Origin of the sequence: Cysteiniphilum litorale, assembly GCF_003428165.1 — a bacterium.
GTDB classification, from domain to species: domain Bacteria; phylum Pseudomonadota; class Gammaproteobacteria; order Francisellales; family Francisellaceae; genus Caedibacter; species Caedibacter litoralis.
In genome coordinates, this window is record NZ_QLIQ01000024.1 from 1 (window position 1) to 18,984 (window position 18,984).

14 protein-coding genes are annotated in these 18,984 nt (G+C 40.4%); 12 read left to right on the forward strand and 2 right to left on the reverse strand.

Translation table 11 applies throughout. The features are described 5' to 3' along the window. Nucleotides 1-250 precede the first annotated feature (250 nt). The 12 genes from thrS to dacB all read left to right on the forward strand — a co-directional run bounded on the left by thrS (nt 251) and on the right by dacB (nt 13,675). On the forward strand, nt 251-2,182 hold the full coding sequence (gene thrS / locus DNJ75_RS09735; RefSeq protein ID WP_117003268.1) for a threonine--tRNA ligase: 1,932 nt from the start codon (nt 251-253) through the stop codon (nt 2,180-2,182). 11 nt (nt 2,183-2,193) lie between these two features. Continuing rightward, on the forward strand, nt 2,194-2,715 hold the full coding sequence (gene infC, locus DNJ75_RS09740) for a translation initiation factor IF-3 (protein ID WP_117003269.1): 522 nt from the start codon (nt 2,194-2,196) through the stop codon (nt 2,713-2,715). 58 nt (nt 2,716-2,773) lie between these two features. Then, nucleotides 2,774-2,971, forward strand: coding sequence for a 50S ribosomal protein L35 (gene rpmI, locus DNJ75_RS09745; RefSeq protein WP_117003270.1), 198 nt, complete (start codon nt 2,774-2,776; stop codon nt 2,969-2,971). A gap of 35 nt (nt 2,972-3,006) precedes the next feature. After that, the gene (rplT, locus tag DNJ75_RS09750) at nt 3,007-3,366 is read left to right on the forward strand and encodes a 50S ribosomal protein L20 (protein ID WP_117003271.1); all 360 of its coding nucleotides are present in this window, start codon (nt 3,007-3,009) and stop codon (nt 3,364-3,366) included. 240 nt (nt 3,367-3,606) lie between these two features. Next, a complete protein-coding gene (locus DNJ75_RS09755) occupies nt 3,607-4,923 on the forward strand; it encodes an amino acid permease (RefSeq protein WP_157968292.1) in 1,317 nt (438 codons plus the stop codon). Between the two features lie 146 nt (nt 4,924-5,069). Next, nucleotides 5,070-6,194 carry a 23S rRNA (adenine(2503)-C(2))-methyltransferase RlmN gene (gene rlmN / locus DNJ75_RS09760; RefSeq protein ID WP_117003273.1) on the forward strand — a complete coding sequence of 375 codons (1,125 nt, stop codon included), beginning with the start codon at nt 5,070-5,072 and terminating at the stop codon, nt 6,192-6,194. Next, nucleotides 6,194-6,946: a type IV pilus biogenesis/stability protein PilW gene (pilW, locus tag DNJ75_RS09765; RefSeq protein WP_117003274.1), complete on the forward strand. Its 753-nt coding sequence runs from the start codon at nt 6,194-6,196 to the stop codon at nt 6,944-6,946. Before rlmN ends, pilW begins: the two co-directional genes overlap by 1 nt. Nucleotides 6,947-6,955: 9 nt before the next feature. Continuing rightward, nucleotides 6,956-8,707, forward strand: coding sequence for an alpha/beta fold hydrolase (locus tag DNJ75_RS09770; RefSeq protein ID WP_117003275.1), 1,752 nt, complete (start codon nt 6,956-6,958; stop codon nt 8,705-8,707). 28 nt (nt 8,708-8,735) lie between these two features. Next, nucleotides 8,736-9,590 (forward strand): 23S rRNA pseudouridine(2605) synthase RluB, encoded by an 855-nt coding sequence (gene rluB, locus DNJ75_RS09775; protein WP_117003276.1) that lies wholly within the window; start codon nt 8,736-8,738, stop codon nt 9,588-9,590. Between the two features lie 2 nt (nt 9,591-9,592). Beyond that, nucleotides 9,593-10,774 carry a class I SAM-dependent methyltransferase gene (locus DNJ75_RS09780; RefSeq protein WP_117003277.1) on the forward strand — a complete coding sequence of 394 codons (1,182 nt, stop codon included), beginning with the start codon at nt 9,593-9,595 and terminating at the stop codon, nt 10,772-10,774. Nucleotides 10,775-10,811: 37 nt separating this feature from the next. Then, nucleotides 10,812-12,203: a phosphomannomutase/phosphoglucomutase gene (locus tag DNJ75_RS09785; RefSeq protein WP_117003278.1), complete on the forward strand. Its 1,392-nt coding sequence runs from the start codon at nt 10,812-10,814 to the stop codon at nt 12,201-12,203. Nucleotides 12,204-12,280: 77 nt separating this feature from the next. Then, nucleotides 12,281-13,675, forward strand: coding sequence for a D-alanyl-D-alanine carboxypeptidase/D-alanyl-D-alanine endopeptidase (gene dacB / locus DNJ75_RS09790; protein ID WP_117003279.1), 1,395 nt, complete (start codon nt 12,281-12,283; stop codon nt 13,673-13,675). A gap of 210 nt (nt 13,676-13,885) precedes the next feature. Here the strand turns inward: dacB and DNJ75_RS09795 are convergent, their stop codons facing one another. Further along, on the reverse strand, nt 13,886-14,539 hold the full coding sequence (locus DNJ75_RS09795) for a DedA family protein (RefSeq protein WP_117003280.1): 654 nt from the start codon (nt 14,537-14,539) through the stop codon (nt 13,886-13,888). Between the two features lie 230 nt (nt 14,540-14,769). Further along, on the reverse strand, nt 14,770-18,660 hold the full coding sequence (gene purL / locus DNJ75_RS09800; RefSeq protein ID WP_117003281.1) for a phosphoribosylformylglycinamidine synthase: 3,891 nt from the start codon (nt 18,658-18,660) through the stop codon (nt 14,770-14,772). Nucleotides 18,661-18,984: the final 324 nt, after the last annotated feature.

Genomic DNA, 18,984 nt, shown 5'->3' on the forward strand with positions numbered 1-18,984 from the left:
ATCTTTAAAGTGATTTTCAAAAGTGGTGGATATTTCCTGAGTCATAGCTAATACAATAGATTCCTTTGATGACAACTTCAAAGATAAATTTAGCAAAAGTCAACATATTTTAGATGGGACAGCCGTGTGAAACAAAATCACAATGCTTGACAGCTGCTAGTGTAATCCTCGAAAATACTCTACCTATAGACTTGTTGCTTTGCTTAAAGTTAAAGCAAGCCTAATGAAAACAATAAATCTGGAGTGAATAATGCCTGTAATTACTTTGCCGGACGGGTCGCAGCGTGCGTTTGAGAAACCTATTTCTGTGTATAACATTGCCTTGGACATTGGTCAGGGTTTAGCAAAAGCTACCTTGGCAGGTATTGTTAATGGCAAAGAAGTAGATACGAGTTTTATCGTAGAACACGATGCAACCTTGACCTTAATTACGGCAAAAGACGATAAGGGTTTAGAGATTTTACGCCATTCCTGTGCGCACTTATTAGCGCAAGCGGTCAAACAGCTTTATCCTAATGCGCAGGTAACAATCGGTCCTGTGATTGAGGATGGCTTTTATTATGACTTTGCTTATGAGCGTGCATTTACACCTGAAGATTTAGAAAAGATCGAAAAGCGCATGTACGAATTAGCGGTACAAGCGGAAGATGTAACACGTGTTATTAAATCACGCGATGATGCGATCACTTACTTTGAAGCTATTGGCGAGAAATATAAAGCTGAAATTATTGCTGATTTGCCGCAAGGAGAAGTATTAAGTTTATACTCACAGGGTGATTTTACTGATTTGTGTCGTGGACCACATGTGCCAAATACATCGCATCTAAAGGCTTTTAAATTAATGCGTGTGGCGGGCGCTTATTGGCGTGGAGACTCAAAGAATGAGATGTTAACGCGCATTTATGGCACTTGCTGGGCAGATAAGAAACAATTAAAAGCGTATTTAACACGCCTTGAAGAAGCTGAGAAACGCGATCACCGTAAGATTGGCAAGGCGCTTGATTTATATCATTTTCAAGAAGAATCCCCTGGTATTGCTTTTTGGCATCCAAAGGGCACTGCTATTTGGCGTGTTGTTGAGGATTATATGCGTTCATCGAACGAAAAATATGGCTGTACTGAGATCAGAACGCCATTGATTGCTGATATCTCGATGTGGCAGAAGTCAGGACATGCCGCAAAATATGCTGAGAATATGTTTATGACGCATTCGGAAAATCGTGAATATGCGATTCGCCCAATGAATTGCCCAACTTGCGTTCAGGTTTATAATCATCATTTGCATAGCTATCGTGACTTACCGATTCGCATGGCAGAGTTTGGTGTTGTCCACAGAAATGAGGCATCGGGTGCTTTGCACGGGTTGTTGCGTGTCAGAAGTTTCACACAAGATGATGGGCATATTTTCTGCACAGAGGCGCAAATTGAAGCTGAAGTGGCACAAATGGTTGAGCAATGTTTTGAGGTTTATCGCGATTTTGGCTTTACTGATTTTGATGTCAAACTCGCACTTCGCCCTGAGAATCGTGTCGGTTCCGATGAGATCTGGGATAAATCAGAAAAAGCCTTAGCCGATGCACTTAGTAATCAAAAAGTGGCTTTTGATTATTTGCCTGGAGAGGGTGCATTTTATGGTCCTAAAATTGAATTTCATTTAAAAGATGCGATAGGTCGCAGTTGGCAGTGTGGTACGGTTCAGCTGGATTTATCGATGCCGATGCGCTTGGGTGCGACATTTATTGATGAAAATAGTGATAAGCAAGTGCCAGTGATGTTGCATCGCGCGATTGTTGGCTCATTGGAGCGTTTTATTGGTGTCTTGATCGAGCATTATGCGGGCAAGTTGCCAGTGTGGTTGTCACCAGTGCAGATCGTGCTCACTGGAATTAGCAACAAACAAGACCAATATCTCAAAGAAGTTGAGCAAAAATTAAGAAAACTTGGTATTCGCACACAAATTGACTTGAGAAATGAAAAAATAGGGTTTAAAATCCGCGAGCACACTTTAGCACGAGTGCCGTTTATGGCGATTGCTGGAGAAAAAGAGCAGTCTTTGGGTCAGGTCACCGTCAGAAAACAAGATGGTAGCGATCTGGGTGCATTAACGATTGATGCACTTGCTGAGCTTTTGTTGTCAGAAATTGAGAAAAAAGGTCGAGTAAGCCTAGAAAACCTAAATTAGGAGTTTGAGTTATTAACAAAGCAGACCAGAAAGCGCCGATTAATGAAAATATTAAGGCGAAAGAAGTTCGTTTAATCGGACCGGAAGGAGAGCAAATTGGCGTTGTGTCGTTAAGACAAGCGTTAACACAGGCAGAAGAACATGGTATGGATTTGGTGGAAATCTCCTCACAGGCAGAGCCGCCAGTGTGCCGTATCATGGATTATGGCAAATTCTTGTTTGAGCAAGGCAAGAAAAAAGCCGCTGCAAAAAAGAAGCAAAAGCAGATGCAGGTCAAGGAAATTAAAATCCGTCCTGGAACTGATGTTGGGGACTATCAGGTAAAACTACGCAACCTGATAAAGTTTCTAGAAAGTGGCGATAAAGTCAAGATCACAGTTCGTTTTAGAGGTCGTGAGATGGCGCATCAAGAGTTGGGTGTTGATATGCTTAAACGCTTGGAAGCTGACTTAGACGAATACGGCGTGGTTGAGCACCGACCGAAAATGGAAGGTCGCCAAATGGTTATGGTCTTAGGACCTAAGAAAAAATAATCGCATGTCAGGTGTGAGCTTGAACATGTCATAAAAATGGTAAAATGCGGAGTATATTATGCCAAAAATAAAAACAAACCGAGGTGCTGCTAAGCGCTTTAAAAGAACTGGTAAGGGTGGTTTTAAGCATCGTTCAGCGAACCGCGCTCACATTAACACGAAGATGACAACTAAGCGTAAGCGTCATTTGCGTGGTATGTCTCAAGTTGCTAAAGCAGACGTACCAAGTTTGAATCAACAAATGCCATATGCATAAGTGTTAATAACAAATTTTTTAAAGTGGAGTAGATTATGCCTAGAGTAAAAAGAGGCGTGGAAGCACGTCGTCGTCATAAGAAGATTTTAAAACAAGCTAAAGGCTATTATGGTGCGCGCTCGCGTGTATACCGTGTTGCTAAGCAAGCGGTTATCAAAGCGGGTCAGTATGCGTATCGTGACCGTAAGCAGAGAAAAAGACAGTTCAGAGCGCTTTGGATTGTGCGTATCAATGCCGCAGCGCGTCAGCACGATTTAAGCTATAGCCTATTTATCAACGGCTTGAAAAAAGCGAATATCGAGCTTGATCGTAAAGTATTGGCTGAATTAGCAGTATTCAACAAAGATGCATTTGCGCAATTAGTTGAAAAAGCAAAATCAGCACTAGCAGCTTAATAGTAAGCGCGAGTTGAATTAAAGGGTGTACTGGAAACAGTGCACCCTTTTTTTATGCTTAATATTTAAAAATCTAAAATCGTATGATTTTGTGTTTGTTCATTTGGCGTTAATCTTGTCATGGTAACTGCTGTTAACATAAACTTACTTTGATAGTTAATCATGATGTGGTATTTATTTTGACTACTAATGAATGAAGAATATAGAAATTTGGGAGTAATGCTTAAAATGCAGGACAATGTGAAAGTTATAAAAAATCAATATATGAGCTTTTGGATGTTGGTGGCGCTAGTTTCTGGCAATATGGTTGGCTCGGGGATATTTTTATTGCCATCAGGTTTGGCAAAGTTTGGTTCAATTAGTATTTTGGCGTGGATTTTCACGGCCATTGGTTCGGTGTTATTAGCACTTGTTTTTTGCAGCTTCAGTCGTTTGGTGCCCAAGGTTGATGGCGGACCATATACGTATGTGCGTGTTGGAATGGGTAACTTTCTTGGCTTTCAAAGCGGTTTTGGCTATTGGGTATCATTATGGGTAGGAAACTGCGCAATCTCTTTGGCAATGGTCGGGTATTTGAGTTTCTTTTTCCCGATTTTGTCAGATAAATTAATGACTGCGATTGCTGCGATTGGCATTATTTGGATTATTACTTTCTTTAATATGTTTGGTGCGCGCACAGTCGGATGGCTGCAGTTGCTATCAATGATTGGTAAAACGATTCCGTTGCTTTTTATCATTTTTGCTGGAGTTTGGTATATTCATCCAGAGTACTATTTAGACTTTAATCGCACCGATAGCTCAAGCTTAAGTGCACTAAGTGCTGCTGCTTCATTGACCCTTTGGGCGTTTATTGGTTTGGAGTCTGCCGCAGTGACGGCAAGCAAAGTGAAAAACCCACAAAAAAACATTCCATTGGCGACATTAACCGGTACGTTGATTGCAGCCTTTATCTATATCGCGAGTTCAACAGTAATTATGGGCATGGTACCCGCGGCGGAGCTTGCAAACTCTAATGCGCCATTTGCCTTAGCAGCAACAGAAATTATTGGTCAGGCTGGTGGTATCTTTATTGCCATCGCTGCAGTGATTGCGTGCTTAGGCACACTTAATGGTTGGATTATGGTAACGGCAGTGGTCTCAAAATCAATTGCTCAAACTAATCTCTTTCCTAAAATATTTGCCAAAGAAAATCGCTATGGTGCACCGAGTTTTAGCCTAATTTTATCAGGCGTGCTCATGACGATATTATTGTTATTGACGATGTCAAAAGCTTTAGTTGAGCAGTTTGAGTTGATCATTCTTATGGCAGTTTTAACGGCATTAGTACCTTACTTTTACACGACGATATCGAATATTTTAGTGATTAAACAGCAAGATAAAAACAGCCCATTCTGGCAAATGTCGATTATTGTTGCAGTATTGGCGTGCGCTTATTCATTCTGGACAATATTAGGTTCAGGGCAGGAAGTTGTCTACTATGGCATGATTCTGTTCTTTCTGGGTACACCCATTTATGCGATTGCAGAGTGGGTTAACTTACAAAGAAAAGGTCAGTAGATCTCACAAACTTATTGAACGCAAAATAATCATCTGTATAATGCCCTATGCAATCATATCATTGATTAATTGACGTTACGCATTTTAGAAAAAGTGCGTAACTTTGGTGATTCAATCAATAGAATAAAACGACATAGAGTATATAGATGCAAGACACGGCAATTGAAAAAGTAGTAACAAAAACAAACCTAATGAATTTCTGTCAAAAAGACTTACAAGCGTATTTTGCAAGTATTGATGAGAAACCATTTCGTGCTAAACAGGTGTTTAAGTGGATTCATCAAAAAGGTATCACATCTTTTGATGACATGAGTGATTTAAGTAAAGCCTTGCGCCAGAAGCTGATGGATGTGGCTGAAGTGGTCGCTCCTAAAGTGGTATTAGATAAGCCATCAAATGATGGCACGCATAAATGGTTGATTGATGTGGGTGGTAATCTGGTTGAAACCGTTTATATTCCAGAAGGTTCGCGTGGAACCTTATGTGTTTCTTCACAAGTAGGTTGCACGTTGAACTGTAGTTTCTGCTCAACGGGCAAGCAGGGGTTTAATCGCAATTTAACCGTGGCTGAAATTATCGGTCAAGTATGGACAGCAGTGCGTGCATTATCCAAGCAACAAGGCGAGCACGATCGACACGTGACCAATGTGGTGATGATGGGCATGGGCGAGCCATTGATGAACTTTGATGCTGTGGTCAGTGCGATGGATATTATGATGGATGATCTAGCTTATGGCTTGTCAAAGCGTCGTGTAACACTAAGCACATCGGGTGTTGTACCACGCATTTATGATCTACTTGAGCAATCAGATGTCTCATTAGCCGTATCACTACACGCGCCTAATGATGCGCTTCGCAATGAGCTGGTGCCGATTAATAAGAAATATAATATTGATGAGCTAATGGCAGCATGTAAGCTTTACGCGCAACGTGGTCCACATAAAGAAATCACCTTTGAGTACACGCTAATGGAGCATGTTAACGACGAGCTTGAGCATGCAAAAGAGCTAGTAACACTATTGAAGTCAAAACAGGTTCCGGCTAAGATCAACCTTATACCATTTAACCCATACCCTGGTACGCCATATAAGAAGCCTAGCAATAACCGAACACATCGCTTTCAGCAGTATTTGATGGAAGCAGGTTTCGTGGCAACGATTAGAAAAACCAGAGGTGATGATATTGACGCGGCATGCGGCCAACTTGCAGGTAAAGTGCAGGATAAAACCAAGCGTCAGGCGCGATATCAACGTAGCTTAAGTGAGGCATAATGCTAAAAACAAGGAATCCATTGGTCAAGGCAGGACTTTTTATATCGATTGTAATGGTTGCAGGCTGTGCTAGCAATTCCAAACAATTACCAGATATCCCCGAGGCACCTACTGTTGATTACGCTAAAGCGGCAAAGATTAATGCTGAATTAGCCGTTGTTTACGCGCAGCGTGAGATGCTGGATCGTGCCAAAGAGAAGCTCTTAAAAGCCAAGTCACAAGATGCTAATGTGCCAACAATCTATTATGCTGAAGGCTTATATTATCAAAATCTAGGCATGCCAGATCTTGCTGAGGGCTCTTATGAAAAAGCCTTACGTATGGCACCAGATGATTTCCAAGCCTATAATTTTTATGCCCAATTTTTATGTATGGATAAGCATAAATATCAACAAGCCAATAACTTATTTCAGCGCTCAATTGTCCTGCCAAAAAATATTAATTTAGCTGAGACTTTTACCCTTTATGGGCGTTGCCTGTTAGAGCAGGGTAATAGTAAACAAGCTAAGCGCTATTTTGAGAAAGCGATAGATCAAGGTGCTGGAAGCACTTTGTCTTATTGGGAGCTTGCGCAACTTGAGTATCATGAAAGAGACTATAAAGATGCGCTTAGTATGGTCAATCGTTATATTGAACTAGCGGGTAAAACACAAGAGAATATCAAGCTTAAGATGGATATATTACAAGCCTTAGGTAATTACAATGAAGCGGCAACTTTGCGCTTGCAGCTGAGCTCAAAATTGTACGAGTAAGGTATCTAGATGATTCTATCGATGACCAAACGCTTGTTTAGAACCAATCGCAGGCTGTGTGTTTATCATAATGAGATTGATCATAAACGCAAGACTTTACTTTTTTTGCATGGTATTACCGGAAGTGCGATTAACTGGCAGGCGCAATTTAGGAAGTTCTCACCTGAGTATAATATCGTGGCTTATGACCTATATGGTCATGGGCAAAGTGGTCGCCCTAAAAAAGTCATTGAATGCTCAATGGTGCAAAGTGTGCTTGATGCACAAAGCGTGATTGAATATTTCAAACTTGAAAATATCACGATTATTGCTTATGGCTATAGCGCATTGATTAGCTTGCTGTTATGTGAAAAATATCCGAAATTGATTCAAAAACAATTGTTAATTAATCCGATCCCTTATGAGCAATTAACCGATGTGCCGTGGTATTTACAGTGGCCATTTTCATGGGGCTATCGTTTTTTTCGTTTAAATGAAGCACAAGTGGAATCGCAAGGCAATAATAGTGCCAGTTTGCCACGGTTATGGGTAATTAGAGCATATTACCAAGCATTATTAAGCTTGCCTGCTTTGGATATACACCCAAGTAAGTTACGCATTAAAACTATGGTGTTGCGTTCAGTAAAATATCTGCCAGCTAAGCGTGAGCGGGTTGATAACTTCTACAAGGTCTTTTATCGCGCACGTGTTAAACCGCTTGAAAGTATTTCACCTTTTCCAATGCGACAATCGAGAACACGGGTTAATCACTTTTTAAGTCAGACGATTGATGAGTTAAATATTCATGCCTTTCGCAATTTGGTTTTTGAAGGCGCAGGTGTCAGAGGGATTGCTTATAGTGGTGCGATTACTGCACTTGAATCATTGGGTGTTTTGAAAAATATTCATCGCTTTGCAGGCACTTCAGCCGGTGCGATTTATGCAATTTTGTTGGCAGTTGGCTTTAATGCCAAAGATGTTGAAGAAATTGTAAGTCAATTAGATTATCGATTATTTATGGATGCTAGTCGCAACTTTATCAGTAATTCTACACGTTTAATTACTGATTTTGGCTGGTATAAAGGAGACTTCTTTATCAGTCATATGGCTGAGCTTATTGCGCGTAAACTTGGCGATGGTTATATCGATTTTGCGACAATGAAAAAACTAACCGGTAATGATTTATATATTATTGGCACTAACCTTACCAAAGAGTGTGCGGAGGTTTATAGTGCTGAGACAACGCCAACGATGCAAGTGGTCGAAGCCCTTAGGATCTCGACGTGTATTCCGATGCTATTTCGTGCGGTTAAACGTAAAGATGGCAAAGAAGAAAATATTTTGGTTGATGGCGGGTTGATTTGGAACTGCCCATTAGAGTTATTTGATGATAAAAAGTATATGCACAATACGCTTAATGCCTTGTATGATGGTGTGTCAAATGATGAAGTGTTTAATACCGAAACCTTGGGCTTTCGTCTAGATCCTAAGGAAGACCCCTTAAAGCAAATGCGCAAAGGTTCACAAGGGTTTCATAAGATAGGGCATATTTTTGAGTTCACCCGAGAGTTTATGAAGTTCTATTCATTAGCTTCACTTAAGCGACACTTAGAGCCAAGCAATTGGAATCGTGTTGTTTTCGTTGATACCTTGGATATTATGGGCACGGATTTTGAGATCAGCCAAGAGGAAATCTATCAATTAATTGAGCAAGGAAAAACAGGTGTATATGAACACTTTTCTTGGCGAATGAGTGAAAATGGGGTAAAGTTCCCGCAGTAATTGAATTTATTCTACGAAGTACATAAAAATGCGTAATCAAAAGAAGCAAAACAACCAAAATAACCAAAATAATCGAAATCCTAAATCAAATAGTGATCATAAAGACAAGCTGCAGAAACTCTTAGCGTTAGCAGGTCTTGGTTCACGGCGCAAGATGGAGGAGAAAATTCTCGCAGGACGTGTGAGTGTTAATGGTAAAGTCGCTCAAATTGGCGATCGTGCGTCATTTGATGATAAGATCATTGTCGATGGCAAACCATTACGTAACCAAGCAGTTGTATTGTCGCGTCCGCGAGTGATTATTTATAATAAGCCAGATGGCGAGATCTGCACAAAGAGTGATCCTGAAGGACGTAAAACAGTATTTGATGCCTTGCCAAGATTGAAAATTGGGCGTTGGATTATGGTTGGGCGTTTGGATATTAATACCACGGGATTATTATTATTTACCACTGATGGTGAACTTGCCAATCGTTTAATGCATCCATCGTATGAAGTTGAGCGTGAGTATGCCGTTCGCTTATTTGGTGATATTGAAGATAGCGTAATCGAGCAGCTTAAAATGGGTATTATGCTTGACGATGGTGAGGCTAAGTTTAGTAGTGTGCGCTTTGTAGGTGGCGAGGGTATAAACAAATGGTATCATGTGACCTTGTCAGAGGGTCGAAATCGTGAAGTAAGACGAATGTTTGAAGCTGTTGGCGTGCAAATAAGCCGTTTAACGCGTGTGCGTTATGGCAATCTTACTTTACCTAGGTATTTAAGTGCTGGTAAATCAGAAGAACTCAGTCCGCAGGATGTTAATGCTTTGCGCCAAAGTGTTCAAATGAGACGTTTTTATTTCCCTAAGAGTCTATTGGATAAATTAGACCGTAAGCGTTAATCATGAATCAAACAACTCTGCCAGAATTAAATTCAGATGAGCGTTTGCGTGTGGCAGAAATGTATGCTCATATTGCCAAGGTCATTGCTAACAATAAATCACCCATTAGTTTTAAACGCTTTATGCAAGAGGCGCTATATGCGCCAAATTTAGGGTATTACACGGCGAATAAACCAAAGCTTGGTGAGTCCGGTGATTTTATGACAGCACCGATGAGCTCAAGCCTTTTTGGGCAAACCTTTGCCATACAATTTGCGGATATCTTGCCAAAACTTGGTGACAATCCTGTCATTGTTGAATTTGGTGCAGGTACGGGAAAATTTGCTTTGGATTGTTTGCAAAAGCTTACGTCTCTTAATGCTTTGCCTCATGCTTATTATATTATTGAGCTAAGTCCTGATTTGAAGCTTGAGCAACAGAGTTTATTAAAGTCAATAGGGGACTATTATCAACATATTCATTGGTTGGATAAATTGCCCACAGAAAAGCTTAATGCGATTGTCTTTGCCAATGAGGTGATTGATGCCATGCCGGTTGAATTGATCTCTATTAAGGGTAAAGCAGCAAAACGCATGATGGTCGATCAGCAACAAGATCAATTTATCTGGTGTGATCAAGAGATTACTGATCCGTTATTAGCAGCCGCGATTAAGCGTTTACCATTAGAAAATTTGCTATTTATTAATGGTTATCAAACAGAAATTAATCTATGGATCGAGCCGTGGTTAACATCAATTCACAGCGTGTTAAATCGCGGTGTGGTTTTTATCTGTGATTATGGTTATCAACGTGATTTGTATTACAGCAGTGCGCGTATTAAAGGCACATTGCAATGCTACTTCAAGCATCATGTGCATGATAATCCGTTGATTTACACTGGTGTGCAAGATATCACGGCACATGTTGATTTTACGACTGTTGCCGAATGCGCTGAAAGCCTTGGCTTTGTGCTTGATGGTTTTGCCACACAAGGCAGTTTTTTAAGCCAAGCAGGGATTATGTGTGCTTATGAAAAGCAGCAAACAGATTTAAATGAAAAAGAGAAATTACGATTAAATCAAGAATTGAAATTACTGACACTAAGCACTGAGTTAGCTGAGAATTTTAAAGTCATGGCGTTATCTGTTGACTATGATGATGTGATTGAAGCATTTGATGATATTGATGTAAGTTATTTATTGTGAAATATGTAAAAGATATAAAAGTTAAAGGAGTTGTAAATTGTTTAAAGAAAATGCATTAACATCTGAGCATATTTTTAGAGCGTATGATATTCGTGGGACTTATCCTGAAGATCTAAATGAGAACGTTGTGTTTAATATCGGTGTAGCATTCGCGCAACAAGCACGTCTACACGGTGAACAAAAGGTCTTTATCGCGCGTGATGGTCGTTTATCAGGCCCAACCTTATTAAAGTCATTAGCGGAAGGGTTGCAAGCCGGAGGCTGTGATGTGATTGATGTTGGAGCGGTGCCGACACCTGTACTTTACTTTGCTGCTAAAACACAAGGCAATGGTACCGGGATTATGTTGACAGGGAGTCATAATCCCGCGAATTACAATGGTCTTAAAATGATGATTGGCGGGCACACCTTAGCACAAGATGATATTCAAGTATTAAAAAAAATCATTATAAAGGGTGAAGCAAAAGACGATACAGTGGGTACTTATCAATCACTTGCGATTGATGATAAGTATATTGACTATATTGCCAAACAAGAAAAGCTCGCTAAACCGTTAAAAATTGTGATTGATGCAGGTAATGGTATCACAGGTGAAATTGCTCCTAAATTGTTTAGAAAGCTAGGATGCGAAGTCATTGAGCTATTTTGTGAGATTGATGGTACATTCCCGAATCATCATCCTGATCCAAGTAAGCCTGCTAATTTAAAAGACCTTATCGCTGCGGTTAAAACACACAATGCTGATGTTGGTCTGGCTTTTGATGGTGATGGTGATCGCTTAGGTGTGATCACACCTAAGGGTGAGAATATCTTCCCAGATCGTCAGTTGATGCTTTATGCCGAAGATGTATTAAAGGCACATCCACAAGCGACCATCTTGTTTGATGTTAAGTGCACTAAGAATCTTGCAAGCTTTGTTGAGAACCTAGGTGGTAAACCGATTATGTCACAAACAGGACATGCGCTGATTAAAAAGAAAATCAAAGAAACGGGTGCTGAGCTTGCAGGTGAGATGAGTGGGCATACGTTCTTTAATGATCGCTGGCTTGGCTTTGATGATGGATTATACACGGGTGTCAGATTATTAGACATTCTGGCAAGTAGTGATGCGTCTCTAGATCAAATATTTGCACGTATTCCACAAAGTATCAATACCCCTGAGATCAATATTGAAGTCACCGAAGAACAAAAATTTGCGGTGGTTGATAGCTTAGTGAAGCAGGCAGATACAAAGTTCAATAATGCAAAAGTCATTACCATTGATGGTGTGCGTGTTGAGTTTAAAGATGGCTGGGGATTGGTTCGCGCATCAAACACCACACCATGCTTAGTCTTGCGTTTTGAGGCAGATAGCGAAGAAGCGCTAGCGCGCATTAAAGATGATTTTAGCCAGTGGGTTGAGTCGGTTATAAATACCTGTGCCGTATGATCTACCTGATAGTTTTATACCGTTCATAAATCATTTAGTAACTGGAGTTACTTGGAAAAAACATAAGGAGCACGTGTATGCGTGTGATATTCACAATAATTTTAGCTGTTGCTGCAACACAGTTAAGTCCTGCTAATACTCAGCTTGAGAGAACACTAACTTCAGCCATTAGTAGTTATCATTTAGAGAGTGCATTGGTTGCGGTAAAAGTGATTAATGCAAAAGAGGGTAAAACGTTACTAGCATTCAATAGTCAAAAAAACATAATGCCAGCAAGTAATGCCAAGCTTTTGACAGCGGCAGCGGCATTGCTAAGCTTGGGGCAAAATTATCAATATAAAACGAAACTTTATTATGATCGTAAAGATCAAAAAGGCGTTGATAATGTATATATTGATTTATCCGGTGACCCGAGTTTGACATCTGAAGCATTGGCAGCGTTGCTTCAGGGTCTTTCGCAGCATCATATTAAATCAATCGCGGGGAATGTTTATCTCATAAATCAACAATTTCAAGGACGTGATTATCCAATTAATCAAAGTCAAAGTGATAGTGTGTTTGGCTTTGGCGCGCAAAGCTCGGCATATACTTTGAATGAAAACCAAGTGGTTTTAAAGCTTCAATCTCACGAAAATTATTTCAAGGTGGACAAGCTTGGTGGCGAGACAATAGATTATGACAATAAGCTGTTAGCCGCTGACGATAATATGCTTAAAACGTGCCAGTTTAATGCAAGTATGACTGCGCAAAATAAGCTTATTTTAGCAGGTTGTTTGCCAAAAGGAGATTTCACCTTTAAATTTGCGATTACCAACCCTCACAAAATGTTTGAGAAAGTGTTGAAACAGCAACTTAAAAAGCAGGATGTGGGTTTCAAAGGTAGTATCAAAGAAATCAATGGTAAACCCGCTAACCTTAAACTTATCAATCTGCATAATTCGCCTGATTTATCTGCTTTGCTTAAGCATATGCTTGTGCTTTCTGATAATCTTTATGCGCAAAGCTTGTTAAGAACTTTAGGTTATAAAATATATCAAGTGGGCAGTCTTGTCAGTGGTAAAAATGCCATGTTTGAGATTTTGCATAAAAAGCTTGCACTTGATACTAATAATATTCAGTTGGAAGATGGTGCGGGTATGTCCGAAAGTGATCTATTAAATGCTGATTTTATTGTTGATTTGCTTTATAAAATGCAATCACAGAAAAGCTTCAGTATTTTTAAAATGTCACTTCCAGTCTATGGACAATCAGGCACTTTAAAATGGCGTAATAATCAAGAACTGGTGGGTAAAGTCTTTGCCAAAACAGGCTCAGGAACAACATCTATAGCGTTATCTGGTTATATCAAAGCGCAGGATGGTCAGCAATATGTATTCTCGATCTTGATTGGAAATCTACTTGCATCACAGAAAAAGCAAGCGCTACAGTTACAAGACGATATCTTGCAAACGCTGTATCTATCTAAACAGTGAAAATTTGACGCCTTTTAAGGGCAAGTTTAACAAAATTAAGATCTTGTTTCTGTCTTAACTTTGCTAAACACCCTATCCTCCCCCCAGAGTATCGTAAATGGTATATTAGCTTTCTTTGAACTTGCTAAGATGGGGTTAGATTATCAATAATCTGTTAATTAATAAACATACCGAATCATACAAAATGTATTGCGCCTGAAGTGGGTGAAGTTAATTGCTCTTTTGTTTTTTAAGTGAGCGACGCTTTTTAATTATTTCAATAATTGCAGGCATGATTGAAACAAGAATAATCGCAATAACAAGGTAGCTGAAGTTTTCTTGCATAAACGGAATATTACTAAAGAAATAGCCAAGATAGGTGATTGATCCGACCCAAATAAATGCGGCAATAACACTTAAAGTGATAAAGCGACGATAGGGCATCTCACCCATGCCAGCAGCAAATGGCGTGAAGGTGCGAATGATTGGCACAAAACGCGCGATAATAATGGCTTTGGCACCATATTTCTCAAAAAACTGATGGGTTTTTTCAAGATGAGAGGTTTTAAGAATTTTAGCATCAGGCTTAAAAAGCTTCTCACCAAATAAATGACCCACCCAATAGTTGACGTTATCACCCAAAATTGCAGCAAACGCTAAGACAAACACCATTAAATGAACATTTAGATTGGTGGTTGCGGTAATAATGCCAACGGCAAATAACAAAGAATCGCCGGGCAAAAAAGGCATAATCACCAAGCCGGTCTCGCAAAAAATAATCAAAAATAACAGCGCATAAGTCCAAAGACCAAAGGTGTTAACCAGTGTGTTCATATGAACATTTAGGTTGAGTACAAAGTCAACAAGGTAGTGTATCAAATCCATAAAACAGCGAAGGCCTTCTCTTAGCAAAATTAAGTTGGCTGCATTATAACGAGAGATTGCTAGAGGGGCTATGAAAACCTTATTAACTATAAGGGATAATAAATAGCTGATAAATAATTGATTCTTTTCTAGACTCAATAGTGTGTTTTTCAGATATAAAGGAATAGATGATGAATTTACTAATGAAATCAATAGCGTTACTCATGGTAATTGGGTTTGCTAGCTCAAGTTTACCCAACCCATCTGCGCGCATTCATAAACAAGCGCATCCATGGTGAGTATTCAATATCTTTATTCTTCCAATCCGCGGGATACCATGACATTTGAGCGAGCCTAAAGGCGCGCTCTGGATGTGGCATCATAATGGTTGCACGTCCATCAAGTGATGTGAAACTCGTGAAGCCACCCTCTGAGCCATTTGGATTTAATGGATAATGCTCAGTTGGTTTACTGTGGCTGTCGATATAGCGCATGGCTGTTTGCTCATTGGTAATTAAATGCTGTAAGTCATCTTGATGCTGAAATTGCGTACGTCCTTCACCATGAGAGACAACAATAGGCATCTTTAAGCCTGCCATATCTTCAAAGATAATCGATGGTGTTTTTAATACTTCGACCATTGATAAACGACCTTCAAATTGCTCAGAAAGGTTGCGCACAAAGCGTGGCCAGTGCGTAGCTCCTGGAATAATATCCTTTAGTTGTGATAGCATTTGACAGCCATTACACATGCCAACAGTAAAGGTATCCGTGCGTGCGAAAAATTGCGCAAATTGTTCTAAAAGCGTTGTGTCAAATAAAATAGACTTTGCCCAACCGCCACCGGCTCCTAACACATCACCATATGAGAAACCACCACATGCGGCTAGCCCTTTAAAGTCATTAAGATTAATGCGCTTATTTTGCAAATCCGTCATATGCACATCAATGGCATCAAAGCCACTTAAGGTAAAGGCTGCTGCCATCTCATTATTACTATTGACCCCTTGTTCGCGTAAAATTGCTACTTTGGGTTTGCTATCAAGATTAAGATAAGGGCTAGCAATATTCTCTTTGCAATTAAACGAAACTTGGGCAAAAAGACCATGATCGTTATGACCATTAATCAAATCATGCTCTTGATCAGCGCACTGTGCATTATCACGCATGCGTTGAATCTGATAAGAAGTTTCAGACCAAAGTGTTTGCAGCTCAGCGCGTGTCATGCAGAAGACTTCATCAATATCGTGACTAATAATGAGCTTGGCATCATCAGTTGAAGTATTAGGTCGCCCAATCGCGTGGGCTTTTAACTGGAAGCTTGCAAGGACTTGCATTACGATGCTGCGATCAGTGTTTCTTACTTGAATCACTGCACCTAGCTCTTCATTAAAGAGTGCGGCATGAACATCATCACCAAGCGCATCGATATCAATATCTAAGCCACACTTAGCGGCAAACATCATCTCACACAGCGTAGTAAATAAACCACCATCTGAGCGATCATGGTAAGCGCAAATCTTATCATCTTTAACCAATTGATGGATGGCGGCAAAAAAGCTTTGCAAAAGCTCAGGTTCAATATCAGGTGTTTCATTGCCAAGCTCATTATAACTTTGCGCAAATGATGAGCCGCCTAAACGATTTTTACCTACACCTAGATCGATAAAAATAAGGTCAGTCTCAAATGCTAAGCGTAATTGTGGGGTTAATGTGCGACGAATATCCTGCACAGGGGCAAAAGCAGTAGCAACAAGAGAGACAGGGGAGGTTACTGATTTTTCTTGATTGTCATTATCATGCCATTTGGTTTTCATCGATAATGAGTCTTTGCCAACAGGAATCGTTAGATCAAGTGCTGGACAAAACTCCATGCCAGCGGTTTTAACCATCTCATAAAGTCTGGCATCTTCACCAGAATGCGAGCATGCTGCCATCCAGTTGGCGGAAAGTTTGACATCAGATAAGTGATAGATGTACGCAGCAGCAATATTGGTAATCGCCTCACCAATAGTGATTCTAGCAGCAGCAGCTGGGTTCATCATCGCTAGCGTTGGTCGCTCGCCCATTGCCATTGCCTCGCCATGATAATCTGTGAAGCTTGCTGCAGTTACGGCAACGTCAGCTACAGGCACTTGCCATGGACCAACCATTTGATCGCGTTGCGTCATCCCACCAACTGTGCGATCACCAATGGTAATTAGAAATTTCTTACTACCAACGGCGGGTAAACGTAAAATGCGCTTAACGGCATCTTGTAAATCGATATCACTATAATCCCAATTACTATAGGCATTGGCAGTTGTGGTCACATTTTTCAATGTTTTGGGTGCTTTACCTAATAACAGTGATAATGGCATGTGAATCGGATCAATTCTCGAATTATCATCTTTTAAAATCAAAACTTGTTCTTCAGTGGCTTCACCAACAATGCTATAAGGGCAACGCTCGCGCTTGGCAATGTTATCAAAGGTAGCTAAATCATTCTCAGCAATAGCAAGTACATAGCGCTCTTGTGATTCATTACACCAGATTTCTAGGGGTGATAAACCTTTTTCAGCCACTTGAATTTTATTAAGATCAAAGATAGCACCACGCTCGCAGTCGGCAACTAGCTCAGGTAATGCATTGGATAAACCGCCCGCACCAACATCATGAATGCTAATGATTGGGTTATTAAGTCCCATTGACCAACAGCTATCAATCACTTCCTGTGCGCGACGTTCAATCTCGGCATTATCACGTTGCACAGAGGCGAAATCAAGATCCTCATTAGAGTGCCCAGAGTTAACGGAAGAGGCAGCCCCTCCGCCTAGACCAATCAGCATCCCAGGGCCTCCTAAAACGATAATTTTGGCACCGACAGGAATTTTACGTTTTTCGATATGTTCTTCTTTGATATTGCCATAGCCACCAGCGATCATAATCGGTTTGTGATAGCCCCAGACTTCACCATTTACGTTTTGCTCAAAACTGCGAAAATACCCGCATAGATTAGGACGCCCAAACTCATTGTTAAAAGCAGCGCCCCCAAGAGGTGCTTCAATCATAATATCTAATGCCGAGGCAATGCGCTCTGGTTTGCCGTAAGGGGTTTCCCACGGCTGGATATCATGAGGAATATTTAAGTTAGAGACCGTATAACCCGTAAGTCCTGCTTTTGGTTTAGCACCTCGTCCTGTCGCACCCTCATCACGGATCTCGCCACCGGCTCCTGTGGCAGCGCCTGGATGCGGAGCAATAGCAGTTGGGTGATTATGTGTTTCAACCTTGATCTGAATATGAATTGGTTCGCGTTTGAAATGATACAGTCCATTATCATCACGCTGCAAACGCTCAGCAGCATAACCGGCAATAACTGCGGCATTGTCGTGATAGGCTGAGAGGATATTTTCTTTGTGATGTTCATAGGTGTTTTTGATCATTGGAAATAGCCCAAGAGGCTGTGCTTGACCATCAATAATCCAATCAGCTCTGAAGATTTTATGTCGACAATGCTCTGAGTTGGCTTGTGCAAACATCATCAGCTCTACATCATTAGGATCGCGATTAAGATTGATGAAACCATCATGCAAATAATCAATTTCATCATCAGATAATGCCAAACCAAGCTCACGATTGATTTTCTCTAATGCGCTACGACCTTCACTTAATAGTGGAATGGTTTGCAGCGTGCCAACAGCGTGGGTGCTGATAAATGGATTGGTATCTGCAATTAAGAAGCTAACGGTTTGCATCATACGATCATGTAACTTAGCAGCTAATAGATTTAAATCGTTCTGTGCTAAGGATGATTGACTTTTTAAATAATAAACAATGCCGCGCTCAATACGTGTGACCTTATTCAATCCGCAATTGTGCGCAATATCCGTTGCCTTTGATGACCACGGCGAGATTGTGCCTAAACGTGGTGTGATGATAATGACTTGCCCTTGTTTATCAGTAAGCTGCCCTTTATCACCATAATTTAATAAAGCTGAGAGTTTATTTAACTCATCGTCTTTTAATGCATCACTATGCTCAATAAAATGAATATATTCCGCTTGAACCATCTCAATACGAGGATCAATGTCCTGTAATTTAGCTAAGATTTTTTGTTGATCAAACGAAGATAATGCGTCATTGCCAAAAAGTTGTAACATCTTTCCACTCGTGCAGAAGGTTTGTGTGCCCATATTCTGATAGATTTGTTGCAATTTATAAAGTGTAAAATGTGACTTTATTTATGAGTTAGAGTGATAAGTGAACAATTTTTTTGTGATCATGACTATATTCTAGCCCATGTTGATTATGTAAGCGTTGGCTGAGCATAAGTCGAAGCCTCTAGAAGCACGATTTCCCAAGCTTAGCCACCTCAACTGATGCTCAGTGCATCGCTTCGACTTACGCCCAGGGTACGGTGAGCACTTGTAAGTGAATATTTAATCTTAGCCGCTGTTGTTTGTTATAAACTCGGGCTAAAAATA

Bases quoted from the DNA above. Each gene is read 5' to 3' on its own strand.
- thrS (WP_117003268.1), top strand. From the start codon at position 251: ATGCCTGTAATTACTTTGCCGGACGGGTCGCAGCGTGCGTTTGAGAAA.
- rpmI (WP_117003270.1), top strand. From the start codon at position 2,774: ATGCCAAAAATAAAAACAAACCGAGGTGCTGCTAAGCGCTTTAAAAGA.
- rplT (WP_117003271.1), top strand. From the start codon at position 3,007: ATGCCTAGAGTAAAAAGAGGCGTGGAAGCACGTCGTCGTCATAAGAAG.
- rlmN (WP_117003273.1), top strand. From the start codon at position 5,070: ATGCAAGACACGGCAATTGAAAAAGTAGTAACAAAAACAAACCTAATG.
- pilW (WP_117003274.1), top strand. From the start codon at position 6,194: ATGCTAAAAACAAGGAATCCATTGGTCAAGGCAGGACTTTTTATATCG.
- DNJ75_RS09770 (WP_117003275.1), top strand. From the start codon at position 6,956: ATGATTCTATCGATGACCAAACGCTTGTTTAGAACCAATCGCAGGCTG.
- rluB (WP_117003276.1), top strand. From the start codon at position 8,736: ATGCGTAATCAAAAGAAGCAAAACAACCAAAATAACCAAAATAATCGA.
- DNJ75_RS09780 (WP_117003277.1), top strand. From the start codon at position 9,593: ATGAATCAAACAACTCTGCCAGAATTAAATTCAGATGAGCGTTTGCGT.
- dacB (WP_117003279.1), top strand. From the start codon at position 12,281: ATGCGTGTGATATTCACAATAATTTTAGCTGTTGCTGCAACACAGTTA.
- DNJ75_RS09795 (WP_117003280.1), bottom strand. From the start codon at position 14,539: ATGGATTTGATACACTACCTTGTTGACTTTGTACTCAACCTAAATGTT.
- purL (WP_117003281.1), bottom strand. From the start codon at position 18,660: ATGTTACAACTTTTTGGCAATGACGCATTATCTTCGTTTGATCAACAA.